Annotated in this window: 11 protein-coding genes and 1 pseudogene; all 12 read right to left on the bottom strand. The window is 60.8% G+C overall.

Translation table 11 applies throughout. The features are described 5' to 3' along the window. Window positions 1–162: pseudogene (locus AC1DLB_RS07770) on the bottom strand (Hpt domain-containing protein); the annotation flags it as partial. Between the two features lie 32 nt (window positions 163–194). Then, window positions 195–1,898 carry an ATP-binding SpoIIE family protein phosphatase gene (locus tag AC1DLB_RS07765; RefSeq protein ID WP_477744240.1) on the bottom strand — a complete coding sequence of 568 codons (1,704 nt, stop codon included), beginning with the start codon at window positions 1,896–1,898 and terminating at the stop codon, window positions 195–197. A 5-nt stretch (window positions 1,899–1,903) separates the two neighbouring features. Further along, window positions 1,904–2,209: an STAS domain-containing protein gene (locus AC1DLB_RS07760; protein WP_477784830.1), complete on the bottom strand. Its 306-nt coding sequence runs from the start codon at window positions 2,207–2,209 to the stop codon at window positions 1,904–1,906. 118 nt (window positions 2,210–2,327) lie between these two features. Further along, window positions 2,328–2,777, bottom strand: coding sequence for a flagellar export protein FliJ (gene fliJ / locus AC1DLB_RS07755; RefSeq protein ID WP_018925046.1), 450 nt, complete (start codon window positions 2,775–2,777; stop codon window positions 2,328–2,330). 6 nt (window positions 2,778–2,783) lie between these two features. Beyond that, a complete protein-coding gene (gene fliI / locus AC1DLB_RS07750; RefSeq protein ID WP_018925045.1) occupies window positions 2,784–4,142 on the bottom strand; it encodes a flagellar protein export ATPase FliI in 1,359 nt (452 codons plus the stop codon). Then, window positions 4,132–4,941 (bottom strand): flagellar assembly protein FliH, encoded by an 810-nt coding sequence (fliH, locus tag AC1DLB_RS07745; protein WP_064619476.1) that lies wholly within the window; start codon window positions 4,939–4,941, stop codon window positions 4,132–4,134. The genes fliI and fliH overlap by 11 nt, the downstream gene beginning before the upstream one ends. Before the next feature lie 7 nt (window positions 4,942–4,948). Then, window positions 4,949–5,968 (bottom strand): flagellar motor switch protein FliG, encoded by a 1,020-nt coding sequence (gene fliG / locus AC1DLB_RS07740; RefSeq protein ID WP_003184041.1) that lies wholly within the window; start codon window positions 5,966–5,968, stop codon window positions 4,949–4,951. Further along, window positions 5,961–7,748, bottom strand: coding sequence for a flagellar basal-body MS-ring/collar protein FliF (gene fliF, locus AC1DLB_RS07735; RefSeq protein WP_086945865.1), 1,788 nt, complete (start codon window positions 7,746–7,748; stop codon window positions 5,961–5,963). Before fliF ends, fliG begins: the two co-directional genes overlap by 8 nt. A gap of 15 nt (window positions 7,749–7,763) precedes the next feature. Further along, the gene (fliE, locus tag AC1DLB_RS07730) at window positions 7,764–8,093 is read right to left on the bottom strand and encodes a flagellar hook-basal body complex protein FliE (protein ID WP_477744239.1); all 330 of its coding nucleotides are present in this window, start codon (window positions 8,091–8,093) and stop codon (window positions 7,764–7,766) included. A 129-nt stretch (window positions 8,094–8,222) separates the two neighbouring features. Continuing rightward, window positions 8,223–9,608 (bottom strand): sigma-54-dependent response regulator transcription factor FleR, encoded by a 1,386-nt coding sequence (gene fleR / locus AC1DLB_RS07725; RefSeq protein ID WP_477744238.1) that lies wholly within the window; start codon window positions 9,606–9,608, stop codon window positions 8,223–8,225. Window positions 9,609–9,613: 5 nt separating this feature from the next. Further along, a complete protein-coding gene (locus AC1DLB_RS07720) occupies window positions 9,614–10,819 on the bottom strand; it encodes a sensor histidine kinase (protein WP_477744287.1) in 1,206 nt (401 codons plus the stop codon). A 128-nt stretch (window positions 10,820–10,947) separates the two neighbouring features. After that, window positions 10,948–12,084: sigma-54 interaction domain-containing protein (locus tag AC1DLB_RS07715; RefSeq protein ID WP_477784829.1), on the bottom strand; the 1,137-nt coding region annotated here is incomplete at its 5' end.

The raw sequence follows: 12,084 nt of genomic DNA, 5'->3' as shown, positions 1-12,084 counted from the left end.
GTGCGCCGTGGCACCTAACCGATCGGCATCGTCAGCCTTGCGCAGCAAGCTCAATCGCTCTTCGGAATCGCTGAGAAAGGTATCGAGCAATTCTGGATACCCATCCTCCATAACTTCTTGCAACGCGCTCAGCACGTCACGATCCAGATGTGTGTTGTCCACTTGTTCACTCCTTTGATCAAGAATGCCCGGGATTATGCCTGAGCCTCCCAGAAAAACTCCACGCGAGCGCTGCGCCCATTATCGGACCAGCTCGCATGATGACTCAACTGTCGGATCAAACTGACTCCACGTCCCGACAAACGGACATCATCGACGGGACGCTCCATCACCCGCACCACATCGAAGCCCTTGCCACTGTCTTCGACTCGAACAGTCAGGCAACCACCTTCGCCTTTTGGCGTCACCTGCAAATGTACCCGCACATAGCCGTCCCGCAATTCGTCCAGGCGCGCACTGCGCTGCTGATAATAACGCGCAAAACCCGAAGCATCGCGCTTGAGACTCGAATCCAGACCTAGCACGCCATGCTCCAGGGCGTTGGAGTAAAGCTCTGCCAGCACACTGTAGAGCGCACCACTTTGAGCGCGCAGGCCGTGCACCTCAAACAGCAATTGCAACAGGTACGGCAGCGGGTTGAAGCGTTTGAGGGTGGCGGCGCGAAATTCGAAACTCACCGACCAGTCCAGCGGGCAGGACTGACCGCTGTCGGAATATACCGGTGCTGGCGGGCTCAGTTGCGCCGCATCCAACAGGCTGACCTCAACCATGCTCACGTCATCGCGAGCCTCGCCGCGAAAGTCCCGCAGGGCCTGCTCGATTTCTTCGAACAGCGCATCGGGCTGACGATTGGCTGCAAACACCTGCTCCAATCGCTCTACGCCAAATAACTGTTCATTGGCATCGCAGGTATCGATCACTCCATCAGACAACAGGAACACCCGATCCCCGACGGCCATCGGGAACACCTCGGTGCGGTCATCGAAGGTTTGCGGGCTCAGCACACCCAGCGGCAAGTGCCGTGCCGTGAGCGCTGTACGCTCGCCGCTGGTGGCGTTGTGCAAATAGCCGTCCGGCATCCCGCCGTTCCAGACCTCCACCGACCCTCGCTGAAAGCTCAGGCGCAGCAGGGTCGCGCAGCAGAACATGTCGACCGGCAGGATACGTTTGAGTTTGGCGTTCATCTCGCGCAGGGTTTCGGACAAGCCATAACCCTTGGCGGTCATGCCATAGAAAACTTCGGCCAACGGCATGGCACCGACAGCGGCCGGCAAACCATGGCCGGTGAAATCACCGAGCAACACATGCATGTCGCCGACCGGGGTAAACGCGGCCAGCAACAGATCACCGTTGAACAGCGCATAGGGCGATTGCAGATAACGGATGTTCGGCGCATTCAGGCAACCGGAGTGGGCCACCTTGTCGAACACGGCTTTGGCCACTCGCTGCTCGTTGAGCAGGTAATCATGGTGCCTGGCGATCAGGTCGCGCTGCTCCAGCACCGTGGCCTGCAAACGCCGCAGGCGGTCCATTGCCTTGATCTTGGCCGCGAGGATCACCTGGTTGTAAGGCTTTGCCAGAAAGTCGTCGCCCCCGGCCTCCAGACAACGAGCCAGGGCTTCGCTTTCGGTCAGCGACGTCAGAAAGATGATCGGCACCAAGGTTTCGCCGGCCAGCGCCTTGATCTGCTGCGCGGCCTCGAAGCCATCCATCACCGGCATCATGGCGTCCATCAGCACCAGGTGCGGCCGCTGCGAGCGAAACGCCTCGACCGCCTCGGCGCCATTACTGGCTGTCAGCACTTCATGACCCTGACGACGGACGATAGTCGACAGCAGCATACGATCGGCCGCACTGTCTTCGGCGATCAGAATCGTCAGCGGCTCGAGCGGCTGCATGACAGTCAACTGATGTCGAACAGCTTGTCGAAGTTGGAGATGGCGAGGATTTTCTTCACATCGCTACTGCTGTTGACGACACGAATATCGGAGTTGTCGCCACCGGCGTGATCGCGCAGCAAAAGCAACATGCCCAGCGCCGAGYTATCGAGATAAGTGGCTTTCTTCAGGTCCACCACAATGGACTCGGGTTTACTGTTGAGTCGCTCGTAGGACTCGCGAAACTCCTGATGCCGACCGAAATCGAATCGTCCCTCGATCGAAATCGTCAGCTTTTTCCCATCCGAGGATACTTCTGTAACGACTGACATTTCACGGCTTCCTTGTCATTGACGAACGTACGTGTAGAAGGTTTAGCACCTGATGGGGGCTGGAGCAAGGCTGAAAAAATTGTACGGTTTGTGAAATCGCCTTCGCGGGCTACCTGATTCAATACGAATCCTGACGCGGCAACCGCTGGGACAATTCATCCAGCAACTTCTGCTCGCGCTTGTCTTCCAGTTGCCGTGCCTCATCCATGTAGCGCTGAACCAGTTTGCGCAAGCCTTCGACCCGGGCAAATGCCTGTTGCCAGGCTTCTCGGGCCTTGTTCAGGTTGTTTTGATGCCAGTTCAGGCTCTGGCGCTGCTGGTCGATGGCCGTGCCCAATTGCGCGAGAAAACCCTGATAGCCCAGCAGCCACTGACCCGAAACGCCGCCACTGCCGCGCACGATCCATTGTTCCTGGTAGTCGAGACGGAAGGCTTCGAGGTCGGCGAGTTTGCTTTCCGCCAAACGAACCTGGCCCTGGAAGTGCCCCAGGCGCTGGACGGCGGTTTTCTCGGCCTTTTCAGCCATGTCCACCACAGGCGCCAGGCGTGCCGCGCGACTCGAGGCCATGACCGGTTAACCGCCTGGCGCTGGCGCGAAGACCGAAGCAAGATGGTTTTCGCTGGCGCCCATGCTGATGTTGTCGTTCAAGCCCTGGCGCAGGTACAGGGACATGGCCGGTTGCAGATTGATCGCTGTGTCGGTTTCCCGGTCACCGCCGGGCACGTAGGCGCCGACACTGATCAGGTCGCGGCTCTGCTGATAGCGCGACCAGTATTGCTTGAACATCTGCGCGTGGTTCAGGTGTTTGATACCGACCACCGACGGCATGACCCGACTGATGGACGCTTCGATGTCGATSGCCGGGTAATGCCCYTCYTCSGCCAGRCGYCGGGACAGCACGATGTGCCCGTCRAGCACGCCCCGCGCCGAGTCGGCGATCGGGTCCTGTTGGTCATCGCCTTCAGACAATACCGTGTAGAACGCGGTGATCGAGCCGCCGCCCTTTTCGGCGTTACCGGCCCGCTCCACCAGTTTCGGCAACTTGGCAAACACCGACGGCGGATAGCCCTTGGTCGCCGGCGGTTCGCCGATGGCCAGGGCGATTTCCCGCTGGGCCTGAGCGAAACGGGTCAGGGAATCCATCAGCAACAGGACATTCTTGCCCTTGTCGCGGAAATACTCGGCGATCCGCGTGCAGTACATGGCCGCGCGCAAACGCATCAGCGGCGCATCGTCCGCCGGCGAAGCCACCACCACCGAACGCTTGAGCCCTTCTTCACCGAGGATGTGCTCGATGAACTCTTTAACTTCTCGACCCCGCTCACCGATCAGCCCGACCACGATAATGTCGGCCTCGGTGAAACGGGTCATCATGCCCAACAGCACACTCTTGCCGACGCCGGTACCGGCGAACAGCCCGAGGCGCTGACCGCGACCGACCGTCAACAAACCGTTGATGCAGCGAATGCCCACGTCAAGCGGCTGGCTGATCGGGTCACGCTTGAGCGGGTTGATGGTCGGGCCGTCCATTGGCACCCAGTCTTCAGCCTTCATCCCGCCCTTGCCATCCAGCGCACGACCGGCGCCATCGAGCACCCGCCCGAGCATGCTCATGCCCATCGGCAAGCGACCGTTGTCCGCCAGGGGAACCACGCGTGCGCCTGGCGCAATGCCGGCGACGCTGCCGACCGGCATCAGAAACACTTTGCTGCCGGAGAAGCCCATGACTTCGGCTTCGACCTGCACCGGGTGATAGCTGTCATCGTTGATGACCATGCAGCGGCTGCCCATGGCGGCGCGCAAGCCTTCGGCTTCGAGGGTCAGGCCGACCATACGCAACAGGCGACCTTCGAGGATCGGCGCGCCAGCCAGCTCCGTGGCCTCGGCGTAGCTGCCGAGGCGCTTGGCGAAGCTGGTGCGATCAAGGCGCATCGGGATGGTCCAGTTCCGGTTCGACCGGGGTGACGGCAGGCTTCTTGTCGATCGGCAATTCCAGGCTGAGGTCCGGCGCGGCCGGGTGCAACGCCTGATCGTGCAATTGGTCGAACAGCTTGGCCATGACCTGGGTCACACGGGTTTCGATGGTCGCATCGATACGGCTGTGTTCGGTCTCGACCCGGCAACCGCCCGGCAACAAGGACTCGTCCTCGACGATGCGCCAGGTTTCCTCATGGCGCTCGCGCAGGGCTTTGACCTGTTCGAAATCCTGCGGGTTGACGTACAACCGCACATTGCCCACGCCCAGTGGCAAGAGCTTGAGCGCTTCACGCATGACGTGTTCGATCTGCGTCGAGTCGATGGCCAGCTCGCGCTGAATAACCTGTTTGGTGATGTGCTGTACAAGGTCGACCAGCGACTTTTCGATCTGGGTGTCCTGCTCGGCAATGGGCTCGAACAGGTTGGCCATCAACTGTTCCAGGCAAGCGATCTTGGCCGTCAGGGCCACTTCGGCTTCCTGACGGACCTTGAGCGTGGTGCTATGGAAACCTTCTTTCTCGCCAACCGCGAAGCCTTCGTTGTAGGCCTCCTGGCGAATGCTTTCGAGCTCTTCGAGGGTCAGTGGCTGGACTTCTTCCAGCGGCACTTCTTCCATTTCCGGCGGTTCGGGTTCCGGTTCCGGCTCGGGTTCTGGCACAAACGGGTCGAAGCTGGGCAGCGCCCAGACATCGAAACCTGCGACGTTCTTGCCACGGATCAGGTCGGTCTGGGACTCATCATGTTTGGACGACATAGTGACCTTAGATCATCTCTTCGCCGCCCTTCCCGCCGAGAACGATTTCTCCGGCTTCGGCCATACGGCGGGCAATGGTGAGGATTTCTTTCTGCGCCGTTTCCACGTCGCTGACACGCACCGGGCCTTTGGCCTCGAGGTCGTCGCGCAACAGTTCGGCCGCTCGTTTGGACATGTTCTTGAAGATCTTTTCCTTGACGCCTTCGTCCGAGCCTTTGAGGGCCAGCACCAGGACGTCCGAGGACACCTCGCGCAACAGCGCCTGAATACCGCGGTCGTCGACATCGGACAGGTTGTTGAACACGAACATGAGGTCTTCGATCTGACCGGACAAGTCTTCGTCGACTTCGCGGATCGAGTCCATCAACTGACCTTCGATCGAGCTGTCGAGGAAGTTCATGATGTCTGCCGCGCGCTTGATGCCACCCAGGGTGGTGCGCGAGGCATTCGAGTTGCCGGAGAACTGCTTCTCGAGAATCTGGTTGAGCTCTTTCAGGGCCGCCGGCTGCACGGTGTTCAGCGAAGACACCCGCAGGATGATGTCCAGCCGCACCTTATGGTCGAAGTTGCCCAGCACTTCACCGGCCTGGTCCGGATCAAGGTACGCCACTACGATCGCCTGGATCTGCGGGTGCTCGTAGCGGATCACGTCGGCGACGGCGCGCGGTTCCATCCACTTCAGACTGTCGAGGCCACTGGTGTTGCCGCCCAGCAGGATCCGGTCGATCAGGCCGTTGGCCTTGTCTTCGCCCAAGGCCTGGGTGAGCATTTTGCGCACGTAGTCATCGGAGCCGACGCCCAGGCTGGTCTGGTCGCCGACGATGTCGACGAACTCGCTCATGACCTGTTCGACCTGCTCGCGGTGCACGTTACCCATCTGGGCCATGGCCACGCCCACACGCTGGACCTCTTTGGGCCCCATGTGGCGCAGCACTTGTGCGGCATCCGTAGAACCCAGGGACAGCAGCAGGATCGCGGCTTTATCAACCCGGGACAGTTTGGCGACAGCGGCTCGGTTATCACTCATCTGCGTTAATCCACTCTTTCACGACCTGGGCCACGCGACCCGGATCTTCTGCCACCAGACTCTTGATTGCATTCAACTGTGCGTCATAGCCTTCGCTCGGGCTCGGCAGCAGGATGCTGGTCGGGCCACCGAGGCTGACGCGGTCGTTGGCCAGTTCGCCGTCCAGGCCGCCCATGCCACCGAGTTCCACGTCGCTGCCAAAGGCCGCGAGTTGCTTGTCTTTGCCCCCGCCGGTGATGTTCTTGAGCACCGGACGCAACACACCGAACACCAGCACCAGGATGAACAACACCCCCAGCACTTGCTTGACGATGTCCCAGAACCACGGCTGGGAGTAGAACGGAATCTCGGCGATCACTTCACCGCGCTCAGCAGAGAACGGCATGTTGATCACGCTGACGCTGTCGCCACGGCTGGCGTCGAAACCGACCGCGTCCTGCACCAGGCGAGTGAAGCGCGCCAATTCATCGGCGCTCCACGGCGCACGGGTGGTTTCGCCATTGGCTGCGTTGACCTTGACCTGATCGTCCACCACCACCGACACCGACAGGCGATTCAAACGGCCCTGCTGTTGTTTGGTGTGGCTGATGGAACGGTCGAGCTCGAAGTTCTTGGTGGATTGTTGACGCTTGTCGGCCGGGTACGGCGCCAGCATCGGCTGACCAGTGGCCGGGTCCATGATCTGCTGACCGTTGGCATCAAGCAGTGGCTGGCCTGGCTGCACCATGCCGGCCGACGCAGTGGCGCCACCAGTGGTTTGCGGCGCCGAGGCAGGCGACGGCGGCTGGTTGCTCAAGGCACCCGGCACACCTTGCGGGCCATTGCTGGCGGTACGTTGTTCGTTGACCGACTGCTCGCTGCGCAACGCCGGTTGATCCGGGTTGAACTGCTCGGAAGTCGATTCGACGGCGCTGAAATCCACATCGGCCGAGACTTCGGCTTTATAGCGGTCGTTGCCCAGCACCGGTTGCAGGATGTTATGCACGCGCTGAGTCAGCATGCTTTCCATGCGACGGCTGTAATCGAACTGCTTGCCGGCCATGGTCAGCTCGGAGTTTTCCGCCTGATCCGACAGCAGGTTGCCCTTCTGGTCGACAACGGTGATCTGCGATTTGCTCAGTTCGGGAACGCTGGTCGCCACCAGATTGATGATGGCGACGACCTGGCCCGGCTCCAGCGAGCGACCGGAATACAGTTCAACCAGAACCGAAGCGCTTGGCTTGCGCTCGTCACGCACGAACACCGAACTTTTCGGAATCGCCAGGTGCACGCGGGCACCCTTGACGTTGTTCAGGCTGGAGATGGTCCGGGCCAGTTCGCCTTCGAGGCCGCGACGATAGCGGGTCGCCTCCATGAACTGACTGGTACCCAGCCCCTGCTCCTTGTCGAGAATCTCGAAACCGATATTGCCGTCGCTGGGAGTGACACCAGCGGCCGCGAGCTTGAGCCGCGCACGGGACAGGTCATCGGCCTTGACCAGCAAGGCACCGGAATTCGGTTCGACGGTATAGGGAATGTCGGCGGCGGCCAGGGTTTCCATGACCTGTTTGGCGTCCATGCCGGCAAGGCTGCCGTATAGAGGCCGGTAGTCCGGCTGCTGGGACCACAACACCACGGCAAAACCAATCGCCACGCTCGCAGCCAGGCCGACCAACAGGCCCACCTGACGCAACATGGTCATCTCGGAGAGGTTTTCCAGGAAAGACAACCCGAACAGCGGCGGTTTGCCGTCTATTGGAGTGGCCTTGGCCGGAACATTATCGGCGATTGCTTCTGCCATGACTCAATCTCGTCCTTAAACCGGCATCTGCATGATGTCTTGGTAAGCCTGAACCAGCTTGTTACGCACTTGGGTCAGTGCCTGAAAAGACACGCTGGCCTTCTGTGAGGAAATCATCACGTCCGTCAGGTCGACGCCGCTTTTACCGATCTCGAAGGCACTGGCCAACTGATTGGACGCCTGCTGGGTGTCGTTCACTTTATTGACGGCCTGACCGAGCATGTCGGCAAAGCTGCTGCCACCCGCTTCAGGGACTGCGGCAGTCGATTTCGGCGCAGACATGGCATCCATTTGCATGGCGCGCATATCCAGCATCAACCGGTTGAATTCAATACCTTGGCTCATGGTCTGCTCTCTTTGGCTACTCGCAATTTTTTGACACTCACTCGGCGAGTAGTGAGGTGTTAGCAACAAGGGTGCCAGCTCCGTGGCCGCTCTAAACAAAAGCTCTCCTGTGCTTTTGTTTGCCGACCGTTACGTGGCGAACAAATACGCTTCCACATCCATTCCGGCATCGCGCATCTGCGCCAGCTTGTAGCGCAAGGTGCGCGGGCTGATGCCCAGTCGCTCGGCGGCTTCTTTGCGGCGGCCGCGCTCGGCGCGCAAGGTGTCGATGATCATTTGGAACTCACGGCGCCGCAGGTCATCGCCGAGGGCGCCCGCCGATTCGACTTCGACTTCCACTGCTCGTGCAGGCGCCGGCGCCAATGCTGGCAATGGCGCACACGCCACGGGCCCGGCCAGACAAAAATCCTGCGGCTGGATCAAACCGCCCTGCTGCAGAATCAAGGCCCGCTGGATCGCGTTATCCAGTTCACGCACGTTGCCCGGCCACGGATAGCCGATCAGGCAGGCCTGCGCCTCGGGCGAAAGCTTTGCCGCGGCATGCTTCATTTTATTGACGTGTTTGGCCAGCAGGCGCTCGGCCAGCGGCAGGATGTCGGCGGTGCGCTCACGCAACGGACGCCAGGCCAACGGGAACACCGACAGGCGATAGTAAAGATCTTCGCGGAAACGCCCCGCCGCCACTTCACCGGCCAGGTCACGGTTAGTGGTAGCGACCACTCGAATATCCAGCGTGATCGGCTTGCGTGCGCCGACTCGTTCGACTTCGCGCTCCTGCAATACGCGCAGTAACTTGGCCTGCAGGCCGAGGGGCATTTCAGAAATTTCATCGAGCAGGATCGTCCCGCCATCGGCCTGCTCGAACTTGCCGGCCTGCGCCGCGATGGCGCCGGTGAACGAACCTTTTTCGTGACCGAACAAAGTGGCTTCAAGCATGTTGTCCGGAATCGCTGCGCAGTTGATCGCAATGAATGGCTGACTGGCGCGATGGGAGTGCTGATGGATGTAACGCGCCAGCACTTCCTTGCCGGTCCCGGACTCACCGGAGATCAACACCGTGGAATCACTGCGCGCCACGCGCGCGGCCAATTCCAGCAATTGCGCACTGGCCGGCTCGAACGCCACAGGCCCCTCGCTCTCGGTCGCGCCGAGATTGCCCAAGGCGTGACGCGCCACCAGGTCGAGCAAGGCTTTGGGCTCGAACGGCTTGACCAGGTAATCCGCCGCACCCTGACGCATGGCGTCGACCGCACGTTCGACCGCACCGTGAGCGGTCATCAACAACACCGGCAGTTGCGGCTGACGAGCCCGCAGCAATCCAAGCAGCTGATGACCGTCCATGCCCGGCATGTTGACGTCACTGACCACCAGGCTAAATGCCTCGGCGCCAACCGCAGCCAGCGCCTCTTCCGCCGAACCGACCGCCTTGTAAGCGTGTCCGGCAAGCACCAGCGTATCGGCCAGTGCTTCCCGTAGCGCGCGATCGTCCTCGACCAGTAAAACCTTGATGGCCATGTCCTTCACTTCACTCCCTGAGCGCAGGGCTGCTCACCCGCAAAAAGCGGCAGGATCACCTGCGCGCAAGTACCGCGCCCCGGCCGCGAACGTAACTGCAATTCTCCCTGATGAGCACGGGCCACTGCCTTGACCACGGTCAGCCCCAGACCGGTGCCGGTGGTTTTGGTGGTGAAAAACGGCTCGCCCAAACGTGCCAATACCTTCGTGTCGATACCACTGCCGCTGTCGCTGACCGATACGCGCAGGTTGTTGTCGCGGGTATACAGATGAACTTTCAAACGGACGTCGCCGGCGCTGGCCTGAATGGCGTTTTCGATCAGATTGAGGATCGCCCCGACCAGCGTGTCGCGATTGCACAGCAACTCACCGGCATGACTGTCGCATTGCCAGCGCACCGGCAGATCCTGAACAAGAGTCAGCGCCGCCGCTTGCAGCGACTGCATCAGCATTTTTGGAGTGACACGATCGGTCAACGGCAGCTCACCGCGAGCGAACACCAGCATGTCGCGCACCTGGTGTTCCAGCTCATGCAGTCGCTCTTTCAGGCGGCCGGCAAAACGCTGCTGCGTGGCGACCGGTAGTTCCTGCTCAGTCAAATGACTGGCATAGAGCAACGCGGCGGACAACGGCGTACGAATCTGATGGGCCAACGAGGCGACCATGCGACCGAGCGACGACAGGCGCTCATGGCGGGCCAGTTGATCTTGCAGATGACGGGTTTCAGTCAGGTCGTTGAGCAACACCAACTGACCGGGTTCGGCATCCAGCGAGCGGGTTGCGATCGACAGGCGCCGACCGTCCTTGAGGGAGATTTCGTGACCGTCATCTTCGCGCGGCGCAAAGCATCGCGCAATGACGTGGCGCCACAACTCGCCTTCGAGGGGTAAGCCGAGCAGCTCACACGCAGCAGGATTGGCTTCACGCACGATGCCTTGGGCGTCGATGACGATGACGCCGCCGGGCAATAGATCGAGGAGGTTTTGCAGCCGGTTGGCCAGACGCTCTTTTTCCGCCAGCTCCTGCATGCGCTGGGCGCTGACCACCGCCAGCTCACCCTTGAGCTCGGTGACCCGGGCTTCGAGCATGCTGTAGGAATCGGTCAATTGGCTCGACATCTGGTTGAACAGCGCAAACGCCTGCTCAAGGCCAAGCCGGCTTGCCTGCTCTACGGACGACGGTTGCCCCGAAACATCAGGGACAGGAGACATCTGGGCGGCTTGGGGCATTGTGCTCTCTCGCGTGGTTGACCGTCAGTTAAACGGAACGTTGCGAGGGATGTAGCAATACCCGTGCCTAAAAAAAACTGCCTATAAATGAAGGGGTTGAAAAACAGGCGTCAATCATCCGCCTGTTCATCACCATCACGACGGCTCATGCCGTACTTGCGCATCTTCTCCACCAGGGTCGTGCGACGAATACGCAGCCGTTCGGCCGCCCGCGCCACAATGCCGTTGGCGTCATCCAGCGCCTGCTGAATCAACCCTTGCTCCAGACCGCCGAGGTAGTCTTTCAGGTCCAGGCCTTCCGGCGGGAGCAGCGCATTGGCGGTGAAGTCCGGGGTATGACCGTTGATGGCCACCCGCTCTTCGAGATCACTGCGCAGGCTGTCGACCAACTGCTCGTCTTCGTCATCGACGTAGCGGAATTTCTTCGGCAACTCGACCACGCCGATCACCCCGTACGGGTGCATGATCGCCATGCGCTCCACCAAGTTGGCCAGCTCGCGAACGTTGCCCGGCCAGCCGTGACGGCACAGCGACATGATCGCCGCCGAGTTGAACCGGATCGACCCGCGCTTCTCGTGCTCCATGCGCGAGATCAACTCGTTCATCAGCAACGGGATGTCTTCGACGCGCTCACGCAACGGCGCCATCTCGATCGGGAACACGTTCAGGCGATAGTAGAGGTCTTCGCGGAACGTGCCGATCTCGATCATGCTTTCGAGATTCTTGTGGGTTGCCGCGATGATCCGCACATCGACGCTTTGGGTCTTGTTGCTGCCCACGCGCTCGAACGTGCGCTCCTGCAAGACGCGCAACAGCTTGACCTGCATCGGCAACGGCATGTCGCCAATTTCGTCGAGGAACAGCGTACCGCCGTTGGCCAGCTCGAAACGCCCGGCACGGCTGGTGATCGCCCCGGTGAAGGCACCCTTCTCGTGACCGAACAATTCGCTTTCCAGCAACTCGGCCGGAATCGCCCCGCAGTTGACCGGAACGAACGGCGCTTCACGACGCTTGGAGTGGTAGTGCAGATTGCGCGCGACCACTTCCTTGCCAGTGCCGGACTCACCGAGGATCAGCACGCTGGCGTCGGTGTCGGCGACTTGCTGCATCATCTGACGGACGTGTTGAATCGCCCGGCTGGTGCCGACAAGGCTGCGGAAAAGATTCGGTTCACGGTGACGACCGCGCTCACGGGCCTGGTCATACATCTCGCGATAGACCTGGGCACGGTGCAACGAATCGAGCAG

Source organism: Pseudomonas sp. 05N434, assembly GCF_056396965.1.
Note: the sequence above shows the minus strand (reverse complement) of the source record. Positions and strands in the feature narration are given on the sequence as shown.